Raw genomic sequence first — 18,539 nt, 5'->3', positions numbered from 1 at the left:
CAACTTTTGAAGAATGGAAACGTAAAGTTGTACAAATTAGTGATGTATTTGACTTTTCTGGATATAACAGTATCACAACTGAAGCTATTCATCATAATATGGAAAATTATACAGAGAATTCTCATTATACTCCTAAAGTAGGGAATTTAATTTTGAATAGACTCCTCTCTTACAAAGAAGAAGAAGTTCCAGAAGATTTTGGAATTTTAATTACTCCAGAAAATATTGAATCTCATCTCGTAAAAATTCGTCAAGACCGAGAAAATTGGGCTAAAAATCATCCTGATGAAGTGAAGTTAGTAAAAGAAATTAAACAAAAGTTTGATGCCTCACTAAACGAGATAAAAATTATATCGAAGATATTTAATTAACTAAAATCTATATACTTTAACTGGTATTTAAATATGAGTGTTAATAATCAACTTAGTTCTACTTACTCTCAAACTTCATCTCCCCAAGAATCAGAAAAAATTGTGGGAAATAAAAGAAAATATATTCGATATAATTGGATATTTTTACTGTCGGTATTTCTCCCTGTAGTTACCGTAGGATTGTTCAATATTGTTGTCGATCCTTATGATGTATTTAATACTCCTAACTTATGGGGAATAAATCATTCAAAACCCAGAAAAGATAATAATGATCGCCTTTACAAAGCAACTGATATTATTCGGATTAAACCTGTTACTATTTTGACTGGTTCATCTAGAACCAAACAAGGTTTAGACCCGAATCATCCGGCTTTAGAAAATGAGCAACCTGCTTATAATTTAGCTCTCAATGGTACCAATATTTATGAATTACGACGTTATATAGAACACGCGATCTCTAATCAGAAAGAACTAGATTTAGTTATTGTTGGCTTAGATTTTTTGATGTTTAATTCATTGCGTAAAAATCGAGGAGTTTTTTCAGAAAGGAGATTAGAAAAACAGTATATTTTCTTCAAAGATTTTATTAATGTAACCTTTTCTTTAGACGCTGTACAGGCAAGTAAGGAGGCTATAATTGATAGTAAGAAAACTCCATTAGAATATCCAAGTTACGGAGAAAATGGATTTATGCCCGAACTAAATCTCGATCCTGAAGAAACTCAGCAGAGATTTACAGGAAATATCTGGCTGTATTATAAAAGTCCAGACTCTAGGTATCAACTATCCACTAAATTCTTGGATGAATTGAAAAAAATAGTAGATTTATCTGAAAAAAATCAAATCAAGCTAATGTTATTTATCTCTCCCTCTCATGCAACTCAGTGGGAAACAATTAGAGCAACAGGTAAATGGTCAACTTTTGAAAAATGGAAACGTGAAGTTGTAAAAATTACCCCTATACTTGATTTTTCTGGATACAACAGCATCACAACTGAACCTATCCATAATGATATGGAAAACTATAGAGATAATTCTCATTACACCCCTAAAGTAGGGAATTTAATTTTGAATAAGCTCCTCTCTTACAAAGAAGAAGAAGTTCCAGAAGATTTTGGAATTTTAATTAGTCAAGAAAATATTGAATCTCATCTCACAAAAATTCGCCAAGACCGTGAAGTTTGGGCAAAAAATAATCCTGATGAAGTGAAGCTGGTAAAGGAAATTAAACAGAAACATGATGCTTCGCGAGCAGAAAAAAATCAATAAAAGCTATATTAGGGTTTCTGAATGGGATGTGAAAACTGAGTCCTATTTAAAAGGGAATAGTGAATGGGCAATAGGCAATAGTAAAGAAGGAAAGCACCATTAAATAGTGAAAAATACAAGTGAATGGATACCCAATAAGCACTCTTTTTTTATTAGAAAAAATCTGAATCTAGATTTACATCTCAAATCAAAAAACTATATATATTTATATGAACTGAAATATATTGGAGATAAAATGAGTATAAGTCGCCTAGTTAGTTATATTTATTCTAATGTTTCCAGTCCCAAAAAGTTAGAAAAATATGTGGCAAAGAAGAGAAAATATCGCCGATATAATTGGAGATTTTTACTGTCGGTATTTCTCCCTGTAGTTACTGTAGGAATATTTAATATTGTTGTCGATCCTTATGATGTATTTAATACTCCCAATTTTTTAGGAATAAATCATTCAAAACCTCGCAAAGATAATAGTTATTGCCTATATAAAGCAACAGATATTATTCGCATCAAACCTGTAACTATTCTCATGGGTTCATCCAGAAAAAAACAAGGTTTAGACCCTAATCATCCTGCTTTAAAAAATGAACAACCTGCTTACAATTTAGCTCTAAATGGTATCAATGCTTATGAATTATGACGTTATTTAGAACACGCGATCGCTAATCAAAAAGATTTAGATTTAGTTATTCTTGGCTCTGATTTTTTCATTTTTAATTCATTACTGGAAAATCGAGCAGGCTTTTCTGAAGATAGATTAGAGATAGATTAGAAAAACAGCATATTTCCTTGAAATATGTAATCAATATTGCCTTTTCTGTAGATGCACTATCAGCAAGTAAAGAAACGATAGTTGATAGTAAAAAAAATCCACCAGATGATATTTTTTCTGGAGAAAATGGATTTATGCCTTATCTAAATCCTAACCCGGAAACAACTCAGTGGAGATTTAAAAATGGCATCAATGTTTATTATAATTTTCATGCTAAATATGAATTATCTACTCCATTAGAGGAATTAAAAAAAATAGTAGATTTGTGTCAAAAAAATCAAATTAAACTAATATTATTTATTTCTCCTTCTCATGGGACTCAGTGGGAAGCTATTAGAGCAACAGGTGAGTGGTCAACTTTTGAAAAATGGAAACGTGAAGTGGTAAAAATTACTCCTGTATTTGATTTTTCCGGGTATAACAGTATCACAACCGAACCTATCCATAATGAAATGGAAAACTATAGAGATAATTCTCATTACACAAAAGAAGTGGGCGATTTAATTCTCAACCGGGTTTTATCTGATCAAGAGGAAGAAGTTCCAGAAGATTTTGGAATTTTAATTAATTCAGAAAATATTGAATCCCATTTAACAAAAATTCGTCAAGACCGTGAAGTTTGGGCAAAAAATAATCCTGATGAAGTGAAGTTTGTTAAGGAAACAAAACAAAAGTTTGATGAAAAATTGGCAGAAAAAAATTAGACAAGTAATAAGGCGCAAAAAACCTACATATATAACTAAAAGTACATTTGCTCAAAAACTTTTTTACTTTTGCTTTGTCATCATAATAATTTTTAACGCCTACATACTGAAAAATTATATTTATATCGGCTAAAAGACATTTTTATTTGGTAATAAATATTGAGTATAAATCATCAGCTTAGTTCTACTTAAGTTTAGTGAGTATCGAAGAGAGCAAGTAAAAGATTTCTATTTTGTTAAAAAATATTATGCAAAAATCTTGTTCAGAAGAAGATGAAAAATAGAAGGATATTAATTAGTAAATAAGGAAAAAATTCTAATGTTAGAAAGTAATAAGACTAGAAATAATACCATAACTTATCTAGTAGTGATTATAGCGATCGCTACTCTGTTAAGGTTGCTATTTCTGGAAACAATACCATGGGGTTTTAGCTGTGACGAAGCTGCCAATGGTTATGAAGCATAATGAATTATCCCCTAGAAGCAGCACAATATTGGCAATATGGGATGATGGAAGCAATAACCTATGCGGAGAAAAGTTCATACAATTGTGTGATTTTGAGTAGTGACAGGAATAGTAATTGTTTTGCAATTCAAGATTTTGTTACTAAGATACCTTTCTATATTCAGTACCCCCCCCAAGAAGATCAGCGATCGCCTATTCCTCCATGGGTTAAAGGTTCCCGTGAAAAAGTTTACTCCCTTGATAAATACAGGTTAATGTCTATTTCTAGACAGAGTGAGTTAGATAATAAATGTTTGTTCATTCTTCGTCCAGATGAGGTAACAAGTTTATTAGCGAGAGGAGAGAAGGTAAAAGAGGTTTACTCTGTCAAAGATCCTCGTGGAATTGAACACTTTAAGTTGGTTGAAGTTAATTCAAGTAAATAAATGGGTAACTTTCTATTAATGTTAGAATAACTAGCAAGTGGTTGAAATTGTCATTGTTTTGTAAACGGTCTCTAGGTAACACAAATGTTGGCAGAAGATAAGTTGAAACTAGATAAAATAACGTTGATAGGATACATTTTGATAGTTTTGGCAATAACTATTGGATTTATTACCAGAATATTTGCCGTCTTTCAGTATGTAACTTTTGATATTGGTCCCGACCCTGACCAAATTAGAGATGCTTTCACAGTGATGAAAATATGGGAGGGACAAATGCCTACATTAGGACCTAGTTCTACAGTAGGTGGATATCATATACTTCCTCTTTATTATTACCTGTTCTTTCCCTTTACTCTTCTAGGAGCAAATCCCGCTTTTCAAGCTTTTCCTAATTCTTTATTTTCATTTTTATCAATTCCACTATTAGGTTATTTAGTCTACGAACTTTTAGAAAATATTTCTACCCCAAAAAGAATTTTATTCGGTAGTTTAGCTAGCTTTTGGTATAGTGTTATTTTTCCAGAAATATTTATTAGTAACTTTCAATGGAATCCTTGTTCGATTCCTTTTTTTCTATTAATTTTTACGTTGCTGTTTAAATATCAAATGGAGTCTAGAGGTTCTTTTCTATTCTCAGCAATTTTATGGATTTTTTCAGGAATAACTTTAGCTATATTAGTGAGTCTACATTCCTCAACAATGTTTGTAATGCCATTGGTTTTTATCATCAGTTGTTTGATATTTCTAATTAAAAATTTTAGAAGAAATAAAAAATCAATATTATTGCCTATATTAGCTGCTTTTTCAGCATTGATTACCTTATTACCTTATTGGATCGGTGAGGTTAGTCGTGGCTTTAGAAATACTAAATTAATCATCAAGACAGTAATCGGTTCTTCGGGAGGAAGCGAGTCTGGAATATTAGTGAGTTTATGGGAAAAAATTTACCGAATATTTTCTACTTATTTTTTACTGGGTCAGCAAACATACTTTTTTGGTTCATCAGTATTTTATCTAGCAGTTTCGATCGTATTTATGTCTTTAGTTACCTATTTAGCTATTGCTAAATTTAGAGGTAATAAAAATATTTGGTATATTCTGGGCATAACATGGATAATTTACTTATATGCTGCTTCAAATCTTGATAAGGCAAACTTTATTTTCTACTACAAGTTATTGATCTTATTTTCTCCTATTATTCTGACGGTAGTTTCTCTTGGTTATTTAGACTATTCGCGAACTGTAAATAAAGTAATTGCTGCTTTTATCGGCATTTGCATAATTTTTTCTACTGTAACTAATTTGGGGTATGAGTATAGATTTTTGTTAAGTAAGTATGGTTCTAATAGATTAATGAATACGGGAGAATTAACTCAACTGTTAAGACAAATACCAGAAAATTCGACTATTTGCGACCCAAAAGTTAAAAGGAAAAGAGCATCCCTTAATCAGTATAACTACATTGATAGTTATATCACTAATCGAGGTATTAAAGTCGTCGATGATTGTCAGAAAGGAAATTATGTAATACACCCAAAAAGGGTAATATTGATCAATGGTAATTTTTTGGTTGACAAGACCTACACAAATATATATCTAGCCAGATTTGAAGGATTAGTTTCTAATAAATTATGGCCGATGTTTGAAGTTATAGATAATGATAAAATTGAGAGAAAATATCAGCCATTTTTAGAAACACAAACGGCTTATGTTTATATTTTAGATTAAGTAATTAAATACATATATGTTATCAAAGAATCAACTATCTACTAGCCCATTATTAAAAGAATTTCTGATATCTTTTGTGTTTTTGTTAGTAGGTTCGATAGCTGTCAATGAACATATGTTTCGTAACGGAATTATTTTTGAATCCCATGATATTGGGCCTCACCTTCAATGGTTGACTCATTTTTCCAAGCATCTTGCAGAAGGAATTTGGTATCCTAGATGGCTTGCTGATACTAACTATGGATACGGTAGTCCTGATTTTGTATTTTATCCTCCTGGAGTTTACTACATTGGCTCCCTGATCAAACTAACTGGAATAGATATTCAGAAAACAGTTGCTTTGCTATTTTTATTAGCATCTTTATTGGCCGGATTTAGTTGTTATGTTTATGGTCGAAATAAATGGGGTAAGAGAGTTTCTTTATTCGCTTCATTAGCTTACATGACATCTCCTTATCTAGTCCTAAATATATATCAAAGAGCTGCTTTACCAGAAACATTTGCTGTAGCGTTATTTCCTTTGGGTTTACTATTCACAGATCTAGCCTTAACAAAACCAAAATGGAGAATAGGTCTTGCTTTGTTTTTCACAGTTTTATCTTTGACACATGCACCTAGTCTACTTATTTACACTATTTTTTGGTTTTTATATGTAATTTGCTTCTTACTAAAATATTCTTGGAAAGCTATTGTGATTACCATCGGATCTGGAATGGTCGGTTTGGGAATAGCATCCTTCTATTTATTACCAGCTGTTCTGGAAAAGAATTTAGTAAATGTAAATAGCATGAGGAAAGTTTCTGGAGGGTTTCAAGGCAATTTGATCTGGACTCCTGTAAGCTGGGCTACTAGATTTATGAGGAATCAAATAACAGATATTTTTACATATCAATTATTAACTATTATTGTTTTAATAATAATAATATTTTTCTGCTGTCGGCAGGAACCTAAAAAAATTAAAGAAGCTGGTCTTTGGTTGATTTTTTTACTGCTTTTATCATTTATGATGACTTATCCCTCTGTCAAGATTTGGCAAAGCAGTAGAACATTGCAAATGGTTCAGTTTCCTTGGAGACTTATGGGGATGTTTTCGTTTGGAGTAGTTGCTATGCTGGCAATTGCTATTAATAGAGTTTTGAATAGTAAATCGCAACTAAAGTTAATTTTCTCTTTAATTTTAGCAGTGATTTTTCTAGCTAATGCTGGTTATTCCTATAACTTATCTAGAGTTTTATCAGGTTTTAATAACCCTGGCAATCTAAAGAAAGTTGCACTTAACCCTAAATATAAGTCAGAAGATTTCTTTAATGTAATCAAGCTTGCTCTTGATGAAAAAGAAATAAGTAAATTACGAGGTAGAGTTGAGTATCTGCTATTAACACCGGAGGGAATAGCTGCTAAACCTTTACTTGAACAACCCCCTATCTCTACTATTAAAGGAAAAGCATTAATAGAAGTTGACAAATGGGATAGTTACAATCGAATTTTTAGTGTCTCAGCCACAGAAGATACGAACTTAAAAATACGAACTTTTTACTATCCAGCTTGGCGTTTATATGTAAACGATAAACCCTATCCTATAATCGTATCTGATGATGGAACAATTGAACTTAACCTAAATCCAGGTGAGTATACAGTTAGGCTGTTTTATTCTTGGACTTATCCATTTATATTAGGTGTAATTATTAGTATTTTTAGTATTATTATACTTGCGAGTTACTGGTATAAATTTGCTTGAAGCAATAATAAAAATTCTTAGTCGATCAAACCATATATTTCAAGTAGCAAGTCAAATTATTCTATCAGTTATTAGTTTGGAAGCTATACTGTTGAAGCGTTACATTTTTATTATTGTTTTTTTTACCTGTAACTGTGATGATTAAACTAAGTAGAGCAAGCTAAAAAAAAGTTGTCTGGTTGATTTATACATTATGTTATCAAAGAATAAACTATCTACTAGCCCATTATTAAAAGAATTTCTGATATCTTTTGTGTTTTTGTTAGTAGGTTCGATAGCTGTCAATGAACATATGTTTAGTGAGGGACTTATTTTTAAAAGCCATGATATGGAAGCCCATGTTACATGGTTAATTCATTTTTCAAGACACATTGCGGAAGGGATTTTATACCCGAGGTGGCTAGCTAATACTAATTATGGATACGGTAGCCCAGATTTCGTATTTTATCCTCCTGGAGTTTACTACATTGGTTCTGTTCTAAAGCTAGCAGGAATAGATATTCAGAAAACGATTACTTTGCTATTTTTATTAGCATCTTTATTGGCTGGTTTTAGCTGTTATGTTTATGGTCGAAACAAATGGGGTAAGAAAGTTTCTTTATTAGCTTCATTAGCTTACATAACATCTCCTTATTTAATCCTAAATATATATCGAAGAGGTGCTTTAGCAGAGACATTTGCTGTAGCGTTATTTCCTTTGGGATTATTTTTGACAGACCAAGCTTTTGGCAAACCAAAATGGAGAATAGGTTTGGCATTTTTTTTCGCAGCTTTATCTTTGACACATGCACCTAGCCTACTTCTTTATACGATTTTTTGGTTTTTATATGCAATTTGTTGCTTACTAAAACATTCTTGGAAAGCTGTTGTGATGACGATTGGATCTGGAATTGTAGGTTTAGGAATGGCATCCTTCTACTTATTACCAGCTGTTCTGGAAAAGAGTTTAGTAAATATAAATATTATGAGAGAAGTTTCTGGAGGTTTTCAAGACAATTTGATTTGGACTCCTGTAAGCTTTGCTAATAAATTTATGAGGACTAAAATAACAGATATTTTTACAGATCAATTATTAACTATTCTTGTTCTGATAATAATAATATTTTTCTGCTGTCGGCAGGAACCTAAAAAAATTAAAGAAGCTTGTATTTGGTTGATTTTTTTAGGAACTTTATCATTTATGATGACTTATCCCTCTGTAAAAATTTGGCAAAGCAGCAGAACATTGCAAATGGTTCAGTTTCCTTGGAGACTTATGGGGATGTTTTCGTTTGGAGTAGTTGCTATGCTGGCAATTGCTATTAATAGAGTTTTGAATAGTAAATCGCAACTAAAGTTGATTTTCACTTTAATTGTAGCAGTAATTTTTCTAGCAAATGCTAGTTATTCCTATAAATTATCTCGTGGAGCTTTTCCTGGTTTTAATAACCCTATCAATCTAAAGAAAGCTGCACTTAACCCTAAATATAACGTAAAATATAACGTAATCAAGTTTGCTCTTGAGGAAAAAGAAATAAGTCAATTTAGTCAATTTCGAGGTAGGGGTGAGTATCTACCATTAACACCAGAAGGAATAGCTGCTAAACCTATACCTGGACAACCTCGTATTTCTATTCTTAAAGGAGAAGCCTTAATAAAGCTTGACCAATGGCATAGTTACAATAGAATTTTTAATGTCTCAGCAACAGAAGATACGAACTTAAAAATACGAACTTTTTACTATCCAGCTTGGCGTTTATATGTAAACGATAAACCCTATCCTATAATCGTATCTGATGATGGAACAATTGAACTTAAGCTAAATCCAGGTGACTATACAGTTAGGCTGTTTTATTCTTGGACTTATCCATTTTTAGTAGGTGTAATTATTAGTATTTTTAGTATTATTATACTTGCGAGTTACTGGTATAAATTTGCTTGAAGCAATAATAAAAATTCTTAGTCGATCAAACCATATATTTCAAGTAGCAAGTCAAATTATTCCATCAGTTATTAGTTTGGAAGCTATACTGTTGAAGCGTTACATTTTTATTATTGTTTTTTTTACCTGTAACTCTGATGATTATACTATTTAGTTTAATCAGGTTTATTAAAGAAAGTTGCTAAAGTTTGTTGACAGCTAGTTCATCAGCCTTTTCTAGTTATTAGAAAATCGTTTATTTCTTAATTTGTGACGATCAATAATTCGGGATAAATTCCTAAATTAGAAGCTTCACATAATGTAAAATGGTTACCTAGTAGATAATTCACCCGTACTTATTAGACATCTCAGCATATAAATTTAATAATTGTTATCTTGATCTAGTTTGATTTCTGACTACAAAATCAATGTCCCTATTCCTGATCTTACCTAAGCCACAAATAGTCATAATTCCTTGTTCATATTTGTGGGGATTTAATCTCAATCTTTCTTGAGGCAGCCTAAATATTTTGATTAATCTCATTATATTTTCAAGAGAAATTCGCATCAGTTGCAAATTCTCTATTTTGAGATTTTTATGAGTCTGTTAATTCTCGTTTTTTCGCCTTTTTTTTAGGTATTTTAATCCGCAGTTCTCCACTATAGGCTTTATTTCCACTAAATTTTTGTTGAGTGTCAAATTTTTTCTCGCTTTCACGGAAATATTGCACATCACTTTTTTTCCCTGGTTCTCCTGCTGAAATATCTACAATATCTTTACCTTTTGGCAAGACAATGACTTGCCCTTTTTTTTTGTATGATTTTTTTTCTTTCCTGAGTAATATTCTTTTTGTTTTTCATCTTCCAACGGAAATATTACACATCACTTTTTTTCCCTGGTTCTCCTGCTGAAATATCTACAATATCTTTACCTTTTGGCAAGACAATGACTTGCCCTTTTTTTTGTATGATTCTTTTTCTTTCTTGAGTAATATTCTTTTTGTTTTTCATCTTCTACTCGTCTTTCTATGCCTTGTTCGTACCTATCTAAAATTAATTCAAACTCCGTTAATATTCCTTTAACAATTTCATATTCACTGTTGATTTATTTTTCGGAGATGTCTATTGAGTAGATACCCTTATTTGCTTGTGCGAATAATTTGAATTTTCTTTAATTATCCAGTTTTTAGATTTATTCCGGAAACTGAATCAGAAGCTAGAAGAATGTTTTGTCAAAATTTAGAGAAGTTAAGTGATTGGGTCAGCTTGTGACACAAGAAACAAGTTTGAAAGGGTTTTTATATAAAACATCTAAGATGCTCCCTAAATTATCTTTTCCACCTTATTTAATTGAAGGGGGAATAGTGAAAATTAAGATAATGGGAGACAAAGATATGTCTCGTAAATTAATTTATTTGTATTTCTCTTCCCAAAGTTAATTACCACATCTATTTTGTGCCACGCTCAACTTAATTACCTAGCTTTGCCAATATTCTAAATATTTGCAAGGTAAATTTGTTATGAAAAATATACTGAAAAAGACATCTCTAATTAAATCAGATAAGTGGCTTTTATTTGGGTCAATATTATTGTTTCTATCTCTAGTGTTTGGTTTATTTATTAGAGTAGTTGGTGTTGTTAATTTTTCTATTGTCAGTGGCGATCAAATACGAGATGCTTATGCAACTATGGAAATTTGGCAAGGGAAATTTCCTACTCTTGGACCTCACTCAGCTTGGAAATTTCTTTGGGGAGATTTTGTTTACCTACCTCCCCTCTATTTCTATTTAGTCTTCCCCTTCACTATTTTAAGTAGTCAATTATCAATTCAAGCTTTTCCTAACGCATTTTTCACCTTTCTAAGTATTCCTTTACTTGTTGCAGTAATCTACCAACTATTAGAAGGAATAGAGACTTCAAAAAGATTTTTTATCGCTAGTTTAATTGGCTTTTGGTATAGTGTTTTGGTCAGAAATATGGGGATAAATTCTGGCGAGAGTCTTGCAGGTAATCCTGGTTCAATTCCATTTTTTCTTCTTCTCTTTATTTGGCTTTATAACTATCAGCTAAGTCAGCCTAAAAGTTATATTAATTCTGTTTTATCTTGGATAGGGTACGGTATAGTCTTAGCTATTCTAGTAAGTTTACATTTCTCTGCTCTTTTCGTGATGCCAGTAGTTTTTATAATTAGCTGTATCTATTGGTTTTTCAAAAATAAGAGGAACCCGAAATGCTTAGTATTATGTCTATATTCTGTGTTGTCTTCTATTATAACTTTATTACCCTATTGGATAGGCGAAGTACAACGTAACTGGATAAATACAATCGGAATTATTTCCCTTGTTAGGAATGTAAGTAGCGATGAAGAATATTCGTTAAATTTGTGGAAAAGAGTAATAGCTATCATAAAATCTTACTTTAGTCTGGGGAACGATATTTACTTTATGGCTGATTCTAGAAGACTATTAATGTTTTCTATTTTGTCAGTTACTTTTCTGAGTATTATTTTGTTAGTTGGATTACTTAAATTTAGAGGTAATAAGAATATTTACCTGATTGTATTAGCAACTTCAGTCCTATTTTTCCTAGCCTATTCATCCGCCGATCAAGATAAAACCTATAACCCTGTATTTTACAAATTATTAATATATTGTTTACCTTTATTTTTGACCGCAGCAAGTATAGCTTATTTGAACATATCTAAACCATTAGAAAAAATCATTTTAATTATCATCGTACTTGCATTGTGTTTTTCTATTCTCAATAATCTGAGACTAAGCATTAACTACATCAACAGCCATATAGGCAAAAATCAAATACTAGCAACTAATACCATCGCAGAAGTTCTTGATACTCTTCCAGAAAGGTCAACATTTTGTCATCCAAAAGGATTATCTAATAATTTACGCCTCTATCAATATACAGATCTGTATGTAACACAAAAAAACTTAAAATTCTCAGATAATTGCACTGCTGGTGATTATTATATGTCTGGTAAGTTTGGCTTAAATCCAAATACTTTTAAGGTTTACCCTTCTAAAAAAAGGAAGAAGACTGTGAATGACAAAACCATGACAATAATCAAAGAGGGTAGCACTTACTATCTCTATCAAATTAATTAAATAAATTATGACTATTAAAAGGGGGATAGATGATGGCACAAAAGAAAAAATAAAATCTCGTGCCCTAGGTAGTTTTGTATAAAAATAATCCTATTTATGGTATAATCTGAATATATTTGACAAAGGTAAATTTTTAGGATATATAAGCTTTTGCTGTGGCGATGAGTCATTATTATTTATGGAAAAGTTAATTATCCTAACTAATAACCAATAAAATTGATTAGGGGTGTTACTGTTAACTATATATTACTTAGATTTAATATGCTTCCAAAAGAAGAAAATGTACAACTTTCCATAGTGGTTCCTTGTTATAATGAGGAACCAAATATTGACTATTTATTTGAACGACTAATATCAGTGCTAGAGCCTCTAGAAATGACTTATGAAATAATATGTATTAATGATGGTAGTAAAGATAATACTCTAAAGTTGTTAGTAGAATATCATCAACGCAATCCCTTAATTAAAATAGTAAACTTTTCCCGTAACTTTGGTAAGGAAATTGCTACAACAGCAGGTATTGACTATGCTGTAGGCGATGCAGTTATACCCATAGATGCCGATCTACAAGACCCACCAGAATTAATTGTGGAAATGATCGCCAAATGGCGAGAGGGATATGATGTGGTCTACGCAACTAGGCGATCGCGACAAGGAGAAAGTTTGATCAAAAAAATTACAGCTCAAAGTTTCTACCGGATAATTCAACGTCTAACCTCTGTAGAAATTCCACCCGATACTGGCGACTTTAGATTAATGGATCGAAAAGTTGTAGAAGCTCTCAAACAGTTACCGGAAAGCAACCGTTTTATGAAAGGTTTATTTTCCTGGGTAGGTTATCAACAAGCTTCAATATTATATGACCGAGACCCCCGGTTCAAAGGTCAAACAAAATGGAATTATTGGAAGCTGTGGAATTTCGCAATTGAAGGTATTACCGCTTTTAGTTCTAAACCTCTGAAAATTTGGAGTTATATTGGCATATCAATTTCTTTAATTTCATTTCTTTATGCTACCTTTTTAGTGATTAGGACTTTAATATTTGGAATTGATTTACCTGGATATGCATCATTAATAGTGGCTATCTTATTTTTAGGTGGTATGCAATTATTATCTCTGGGAATTTTGGGTGAATATTTAGGTCGCATTCACAATGAGGTGAAGAGAAGACCTCTTTATTTGGTTCGGGAAAGCTATGGATTTAAAAATCAGATTACCAGGAGTGAATAGTCTCAGAGTTTTTGTAATTAAATAAACAATATTAAAGCAGTAATTTGGGGTCGGAGCATAGATTTAATGTTCAATTTTAAAACTGGTATTTTTATCCTGACAATTATTTGTATAATTGCCACGGGAATAACAGCTTATTTATTGGGAGGTTTGGCTCCAGAACAAGTTCAAACTTGGCTAGAACGAGCAGGTATTTGGGCTCCAATAATCTATATAGTTATCTATACAATAGCAACTATCTTAGTTTTACCTTCTACAGCACTTAATCTGGCTGGAGGTGCAATTTTTGGACCATGGATAGGTACATTATGGACAAGTGTAGCAGCTATAATTGCTGCAATTATCGCATTTTATTATTCTCGTACTGTAGGTAGAGAATGGATTTCTCAAAAGTTGGCTGGACGATGGCAGGCAATGGATGCTGAAATGCGTCAGGGAGGATTATTTTATATGTTTGCCATTCGTTTATTGCCAATTATTCCTTATGGTTTAGTAAATTTTGCTGCTGGTTTAACATCTGTTAGTTTTAAAGATTATTTATTAGGTACTATCTTGGGAACTATACCTGGTGTTTTGCCTTTTGTAATGTTAGGAAGTTCTGGTTTAACAGCATTAAAAACAGGTGACATTTTACCTTTAATTGGAGCGTTAAGTCTCATCGCCATGTTAGTAGGAGGTGCAACTTGGTATCGTCGTCGTCGCAGTCTGCCAAAGAAAGTTATAGAAGAAATGAAGGATTCATCTTCATCAGATTTTTTTGATAATTAAATCTCTTTTGGTTAATCTCCAAAAATAACCAAATAACAAAAATGAAAAGCAAGTTTAAATTAAGAATTGATTCATCAATTTAGTTTCAACTATTATGTTATGTCACCTATATCTGAAGAATTAATGCTATAGAATTAATGCTATGCTGAACCAGAACTCACTCAACTTATATATAGTAATGAAATTACCGCTAAACTAAACTTACTCAAACTTACTCAAAAATCTGAAAACTTAGTTGAAAGCAAGTGGATCAACCACTACAGGGTTAAACGGCAAACCCTTTATTCCTTGGTCTAAGACATCAGGAATTACTTTTTTAATTATATTAAATGACCCATTTACATCTGCATTTAATAATTGATTTTTCCTGGTATTATACAACCCTATTGTGACTCTTTTTCCACTAAATTTAGGTTTTTATTCTCCATGTTTTGGCAAATTTCCCCCATATAAAAGCTCGATTGAGATGTATAATATTCTTCTGTAATTATTACTTTTATCCCTCTTAATTTTGCTTTATATCTTAACATCTCTATTAACTTATAATGAGAGATATTCACAAATATGTTGATTGTTATTTTTCCCTAATTTTATCTCTTGTTTCCCATTCTGATTCTGCCTAATTAAGTAATCTGCCTATTTTATGGTTTACCGAAAAATTGTGGTTTAAAGCCTCCCCTTTTAAGGGGATAATAAGCGGTCGTTTGCGCAGCATGACCTAGGATGGGATGGCGAGGTCTCCTCGCCATATCCAATCGACTCCTGTGAAGAAAAATTTTCATGATTAGTCAATCCTCTTCAATTCATAGAGAGGTAATTATTCATTATTCATTATTAATTGTTGAAACACCAATCTATTACTCTTTTACTTGCTGTATGGAGATGATTTTCTACTCTTAGGCAATTTCGTTTGTGAGTTAATTTTTTTAACCGATGAGAATGAAATTTATTATGGCTATTTGATTGAGATTGTAAAAAAGATCGCTGTTGATCATAAAATGTATTAATGGCTTTTAATGGTCTGCCTTTTATCAAAAGAGGTTATATTCCTGTTTGATTTGTCGTTATAGCTATTAAATTATTTACTCCTAAATCTACTCCTGCTATTTGTTTATTTTTTGTTGTTTCCTCCGATTTTTCATAGACTATTTCTATTATATAACAGTTACTTTTGGGGATAATTCTGGCTTCTATTATTTCTGTCTGTGAAGTGGGAATTTTTATTTCACTCATGGATAAGTGACAAATCCCTTTTTTTAATGCTTTGCGCGTAAATTGATTCATCTGGATAGGGCAGAATATTTCGGCCTTTTGTCTTAATGTTTATATTTGGGAATTTTTGGTTTCCCTAAAAATCTATTGGGCTGTTTTTGCCATTCTTTTAAAGCGACAAAATAACTACTCCAAGCTGAGTCTAATCTTCTGATTATTTGCTTAATTACCTTGGTAGGTAAAGCTTGATAATCGTAACTTTTAGATACTAGATGATACAGTTGATTAAAGCTTAGTTTATTTTTGTTTTCAAAGAAATATTGACGATAGCAATAGTTACCTAAGTTCAACAGATTGTTAGACAAAAAAGCCTTGTGGTCAGAAATTGACCACAAATAATGTGATTTGCTGATCACATGACGTTCAAATAGCTTCATATAGCTTCATATAGCTTCATACCTTAATTGTAGCTGATGGGGACTCAATGGATAAACAACTGAACAAACTTACTCATTTTAGTTCTATAGCTATAATTATGAGTAATTTTGAGAGACTTTAGACAAGTTTTCGCTTTGTGTATTTACCCCTAGAGTAGTCTTGATTAAAATTATTACTAATTTTGCTACTACGAACACTCAGTCAAAAATTCAAGTGGTTATGATAAACTAAATAAAATAAAAATTTATACCTAGTAGCTAATCAAAATGAGTAACTATTTATCCACTCAAGATATAGGACTACATAAAAGTTCCCCTACTCAATTAGATATATCTATTGTGACACCTATTTACAATGAAGTTGATAGTATTCCTCAACTACTGGAAACAATTTCTACTACTTTAAGGGAAAATCAGCTTACCTACGAAATTATTTGTGTAGATGATGGCTCTCAGGATGGTTCGACAAAACTACTCACAGAATTAGCTCAAAAACGTACAGATTTAAAAGCAGTAATTCTCCGCCGAAATTATGGACAAACTGCAGCTATGGCGGCAGGGTTTAAGTATGCTACGGGCAAAGTAGTTGTGACTTTAGATGGAGACTTACAAAATGATCCGGCTGATCTTCCGCTATTATTATCTAAGCTGGATGAAGGTTATGATTTGGTGAGTGGGTGGCGGAAGAATAGGCAGGATGATGCTGTTACACGACTACTTCCTTCTAAAATTGCTAATTGGATAATTGGTAAAGTTACAGGGGTAAATTTACATGATTATGGTTGTTCCTTAAAAGCTTATCGCTTGGAATTAATTGCTGATATGAATCTCTATGGTGAATTACATCGATTTTTACCAGCTTTAGCTTTTATTGAAGGGGCAAGAATTACAGAAATACCTGTTAACCACTATGCTCGTCGCTATGGTAAAAGTAAGTATGGTTTGGGGCGAACTTTCCGAGTTGTGATGGATTTATTAACAGTATTTTTTATGAAAAAATTCCTCACTAGACCGATGCACGTTTTTGGAATGTTGGGTTTGGTGTCTGGCGGAGTTGGTCTATTTTTGGGGATTTATTTAACTACCCTAAAACTTGGCTTTAATGAAGATATTGCTGATCGCCCTCTACTAATTTTAGTTGTTGTCTTATTACTTGCAGGTTTACAATTATTTAGTTTTGGTTTATTGGCAGAATTACTCATGCGAACTTACCACGAATCTCAAGAACGACCTATTTATCGAATTAGAGAAATTGTTGGTAGAAATTAACAGAATAAGGAATAAGGAAGAAGGCGTTTAGTTATCTAGGAGAGAAAGGCGTTTAGTTATCTAGGAGAGAAAGGCGTTTAGTTATCTAGGAGAGAAAGAAAAATCTGGCCTTGTATGAGTTTTATAGCGGTTTTCAAATAGATAGACTACAGTGGTCAAATTATTCTCCTACAAAAGTTTGAGTTGAAGATGAGAGCCAGGCGGTTTTAACCCCTGGATGAAATATGAGCCGCGGGATTGATCCCGTAGTACCCTACACAACTGTGTAGGGTTGTGTTATCATTAATCCTACTATGAGTAAATTAACTTTGACACTAAAACTACCTTTTTATCGCCTTAATGCTTGTAAAGCAGCAGAGTTTGAGCGCCTAACTTTGCTAAATACTGAAGTAGCTAATACATTGCTAAGTGTTGATAAATCAGTTCGTCGCAAGTATACAAGCAAGGATTTTCATCATGTTGAAATAGGTTCAATGTGGATTAATCAAACTATTAGGAATACTTGTGCTCAAACCAAGGTGAAAAAGTTTAAACGTTTGCCAATAGAAGTCAATAACCAAGGATATAGCATTAGTCGTCAAGGTGATTTATTTACAGTTTATCTGAGTCTATATCGAGGCCAGAGAAAACGAATACCTTTAACAGTTCATTCAGCTTCACACCAAGAAACTTTAGAAAAAATTATTAATGGAGATGCAGCCGTAGGTTCTCTGAAAATATCAAAATCTAGAAAAGGTATTTGGTATGCACTAATCTCGGTATCTATGGATGTTCCGGAACCAGGATTAGTTAATGGTTGGATAGGAGTAGATAGAGGACAAAATAATATAGCAGTAGCAGCATTACCATTAAGTTTTGGCAAGTTTTGGAGCGGTAAACAAGTAAAAAATTTAAGACGTAAATTTCAAAAATTACGCACAGAACTTCAAGAGTCGAAAAAGCTTAGGAAAGTCAAAGAAATAGAAAGACATGAGCATAGAATTATGACTTATATAAATCATGTCATTTCCAAGCAATTAGTACAATTTGCCAAAGACTACAACATGGGTTTACGGTTTGAAGATTTGTCAGGTATGAGACAAACTTCACTTCAACGTAAAAAAACCAAGTCAGATGCTAGCCAAAACAGAG

At 32.1% G+C, this 18,539-nt stretch carries 18 protein-coding genes and 1 pseudogene; 14 read left to right on the top strand and 5 right to left on the bottom strand.

Annotated features, from left to right (window positions below; translation table 11 throughout):
- The 9 genes and pseudogenes from F6K23_RS16945 to F6K23_RS16905 form a co-directional block, all read left to right on the top strand.
- Positions 1-371 (top strand): annotated as a pseudogene (locus tag F6K23_RS16945) (hypothetical protein); the annotation flags it as partial.
- Positions 372-404: 33 nt separating this feature from the next.
- Positions 405-1,640 carry a hypothetical protein gene (locus F6K23_RS16940; protein WP_293157773.1) on the top strand — a complete coding sequence of 412 codons (1,236 nt, stop codon included), beginning with the start codon at positions 405-407 and terminating at the stop codon, positions 1,638-1,640.
- A 235-nt stretch (positions 1,641-1,875) separates the two neighbouring features.
- The gene (locus tag F6K23_RS16935) at positions 1,876-2,277 is read left to right on the top strand and encodes a hypothetical protein (RefSeq protein WP_293157770.1); all 402 of its coding nucleotides are present in this window, start codon (positions 1,876-1,878) and stop codon (positions 2,275-2,277) included.
- 149 nt (positions 2,278-2,426) lie between these two features.
- Positions 2,427-3,113: a hypothetical protein gene (locus tag F6K23_RS16930; protein ID WP_293157767.1), complete on the top strand. Its 687-nt coding sequence runs from the start codon at positions 2,427-2,429 to the stop codon at positions 3,111-3,113.
- A 319-nt stretch (positions 3,114-3,432) separates the two neighbouring features.
- Positions 3,433-3,579: a hypothetical protein gene (locus F6K23_RS16925; protein ID WP_293157764.1), complete on the top strand. Its 147-nt coding sequence runs from the start codon at positions 3,433-3,435 to the stop codon at positions 3,577-3,579.
- Complete coding sequence (locus F6K23_RS16920) at positions 3,579-4,004, top strand: hypothetical protein (RefSeq protein WP_293157761.1); 426 nt, start codon at positions 3,579-3,581, stop codon at positions 4,002-4,004. The genes F6K23_RS16925 and F6K23_RS16920 overlap by 1 nt, the downstream gene beginning before the upstream one ends.
- Before the next feature lie 84 nt (positions 4,005-4,088).
- Complete coding sequence (locus F6K23_RS16915) at positions 4,089-5,732, top strand: hypothetical protein (protein ID WP_293157758.1); 1,644 nt, start codon at positions 4,089-4,091, stop codon at positions 5,730-5,732.
- A 16-nt stretch (positions 5,733-5,748) separates the two neighbouring features.
- On the top strand, positions 5,749-7,470 hold the full coding sequence (locus F6K23_RS16910) for a 6-pyruvoyl-tetrahydropterin synthase-related protein (protein WP_293157755.1): 1,722 nt from the start codon (positions 5,749-5,751) through the stop codon (positions 7,468-7,470).
- 193 nt (positions 7,471-7,663) lie between these two features.
- Positions 7,664-9,391 (top strand): 6-pyruvoyl-tetrahydropterin synthase-related protein, encoded by a 1,728-nt coding sequence (locus F6K23_RS16905; RefSeq protein WP_293157752.1) that lies wholly within the window; start codon positions 7,664-7,666, stop codon positions 9,389-9,391.
- 575 nt (positions 9,392-9,966) lie between these two features.
- Here F6K23_RS16905 and F6K23_RS16900 read toward each other — a convergent pair.
- Both F6K23_RS16900 and F6K23_RS16895 read right to left on the bottom strand, forming a co-directional pair.
- Positions 9,967-10,161: a hypothetical protein gene (locus tag F6K23_RS16900; RefSeq protein ID WP_293157749.1), complete on the bottom strand. Its 195-nt coding sequence runs from the start codon at positions 10,159-10,161 to the stop codon at positions 9,967-9,969.
- Between the two features lie 85 nt (positions 10,162-10,246).
- Entirely contained in the window at positions 10,247-10,381 is a 135-nt protein-coding gene (locus F6K23_RS16895; protein WP_293157746.1) for a hypothetical protein, read from the bottom strand.
- Between the two features lie 509 nt (positions 10,382-10,890).
- Between F6K23_RS16895 and F6K23_RS16890 the strand changes: the two genes are divergently transcribed.
- From F6K23_RS16890 to F6K23_RS16880, 3 genes are all read left to right on the top strand, one after another.
- Positions 10,891-12,492, top strand: a complete 1,602-nt coding sequence (locus F6K23_RS16890; RefSeq protein WP_293157743.1) for a hypothetical protein — start codon at positions 10,891-10,893, stop codon at positions 12,490-12,492.
- Between the two features lie 261 nt (positions 12,493-12,753).
- Entirely contained in the window at positions 12,754-13,722 is a 969-nt protein-coding gene (locus tag F6K23_RS16885) for a glycosyltransferase family 2 protein (RefSeq protein ID WP_293157740.1), read from the top strand.
- Between the two features lie 66 nt (positions 13,723-13,788).
- Complete coding sequence (locus F6K23_RS16880; RefSeq protein WP_293157737.1) at positions 13,789-14,490, top strand: TVP38/TMEM64 family protein; 702 nt, start codon at positions 13,789-13,791, stop codon at positions 14,488-14,490.
- Positions 14,491-14,873: 383 nt separating this feature from the next.
- Here F6K23_RS16880 and F6K23_RS41875 read toward each other — a convergent pair whose 3' ends face one another.
- The 3 genes from F6K23_RS41875 to F6K23_RS16870 all read right to left on the bottom strand — a co-directional run bounded on the left by F6K23_RS41875 (position 14,874) and on the right by F6K23_RS16870 (position 16,139).
- Positions 14,874-15,050: a zinc ribbon domain-containing protein gene (locus F6K23_RS41875; RefSeq protein WP_367267731.1), complete on the bottom strand. Its 177-nt coding sequence runs from the start codon at positions 15,048-15,050 to the stop codon at positions 14,874-14,876.
- Positions 15,051-15,531: 481 nt separating this feature from the next.
- Positions 15,532-15,723: a hypothetical protein gene (locus tag F6K23_RS16875; RefSeq protein ID WP_293157734.1), complete on the bottom strand. Its 192-nt coding sequence runs from the start codon at positions 15,721-15,723 to the stop codon at positions 15,532-15,534.
- 83 nt (positions 15,724-15,806) lie between these two features.
- Positions 15,807-16,139 (bottom strand): transposase, encoded by a 333-nt coding sequence (locus F6K23_RS16870; RefSeq protein ID WP_293157731.1) that lies wholly within the window; start codon positions 16,137-16,139, stop codon positions 15,807-15,809.
- A gap of 267 nt (positions 16,140-16,406) precedes the next feature.
- On the opposite strand from F6K23_RS16870, the gene F6K23_RS16865 reads away from it, so the two are divergent.
- Together F6K23_RS16865 and F6K23_RS16860 are read left to right on the top strand one after the other, a co-directional pair.
- Positions 16,407-17,408, top strand: coding sequence for a glycosyltransferase family 2 protein (locus F6K23_RS16865; RefSeq protein WP_293157728.1), 1,002 nt, complete (start codon positions 16,407-16,409; stop codon positions 17,406-17,408).
- 293 nt (positions 17,409-17,701) lie between these two features.
- A partial coding sequence (locus F6K23_RS16860) for a transposase (RefSeq protein ID WP_293157725.1) occupies positions 17,702-18,539 on the top strand: 838 nt, incomplete at its 3' end.

This window comes from Okeania sp. SIO2C9, assembly GCF_010672455.1.
In the GTDB taxonomy this organism is placed as follows: Bacteria; Cyanobacteriota; Cyanobacteriia; order Cyanobacteriales; family Microcoleaceae; genus Okeania.
This window is presented reverse-complemented; position numbering and strand designations above follow the sequence as displayed.

Bases quoted from the DNA above. Each gene is read 5' to 3' on its own strand.
- F6K23_RS16865 (WP_293157728.1), top strand. From the start codon at position 16,407: ATGAGTAACTATTTATCCACTCAAGATATAGGACTACATAAAAGTTCC.
- F6K23_RS16870 (WP_293157731.1), bottom strand. From the start codon at position 16,139: ATGAAGCTATTTGAACGTCATGTGATCAGCAAATCACATTATTTGTGG.
- F6K23_RS16915 (WP_293157758.1), top strand. From the start codon at position 4,089: ATGTTGGCAGAAGATAAGTTGAAACTAGATAAAATAACGTTGATAGGA.
- F6K23_RS16925 (WP_293157764.1), top strand. From the start codon at position 3,433: ATGTTAGAAAGTAATAAGACTAGAAATAATACCATAACTTATCTAGTA.
- F6K23_RS16935 (WP_293157770.1), top strand. From the start codon at position 1,876: ATGAGTATAAGTCGCCTAGTTAGTTATATTTATTCTAATGTTTCCAGT.
- F6K23_RS16885 (WP_293157740.1), top strand. From the start codon at position 12,754: ATGCTTCCAAAAGAAGAAAATGTACAACTTTCCATAGTGGTTCCTTGT.
- F6K23_RS16905 (WP_293157752.1), top strand. From the start codon at position 7,664: ATGTTATCAAAGAATAAACTATCTACTAGCCCATTATTAAAAGAATTT.
- F6K23_RS16920 (WP_293157761.1), top strand. From the start codon at position 3,579: ATGAATTATCCCCTAGAAGCAGCACAATATTGGCAATATGGGATGATG.
- F6K23_RS16895 (WP_293157746.1), bottom strand. From the start codon at position 10,381: ATGAAAAACAAAAAGAATATTACTCAAGAAAGAAAAAGAATCATACAA.
- F6K23_RS16880 (WP_293157737.1), top strand. From the start codon at position 13,789: ATGTTCAATTTTAAAACTGGTATTTTTATCCTGACAATTATTTGTATA.
- F6K23_RS16890 (WP_293157743.1), top strand. From the start codon at position 10,891: ATGAAAAATATACTGAAAAAGACATCTCTAATTAAATCAGATAAGTGG.
- F6K23_RS16940 (WP_293157773.1), top strand. From the start codon at position 405: ATGAGTGTTAATAATCAACTTAGTTCTACTTACTCTCAAACTTCATCT.
- F6K23_RS16910 (WP_293157755.1), top strand. From the start codon at position 5,749: ATGTTATCAAAGAATCAACTATCTACTAGCCCATTATTAAAAGAATTT.
- F6K23_RS16875 (WP_293157734.1), bottom strand. From the start codon at position 15,723: ATGAGTGAAATAAAAATTCCCACTTCACAGACAGAAATAATAGAAGCC.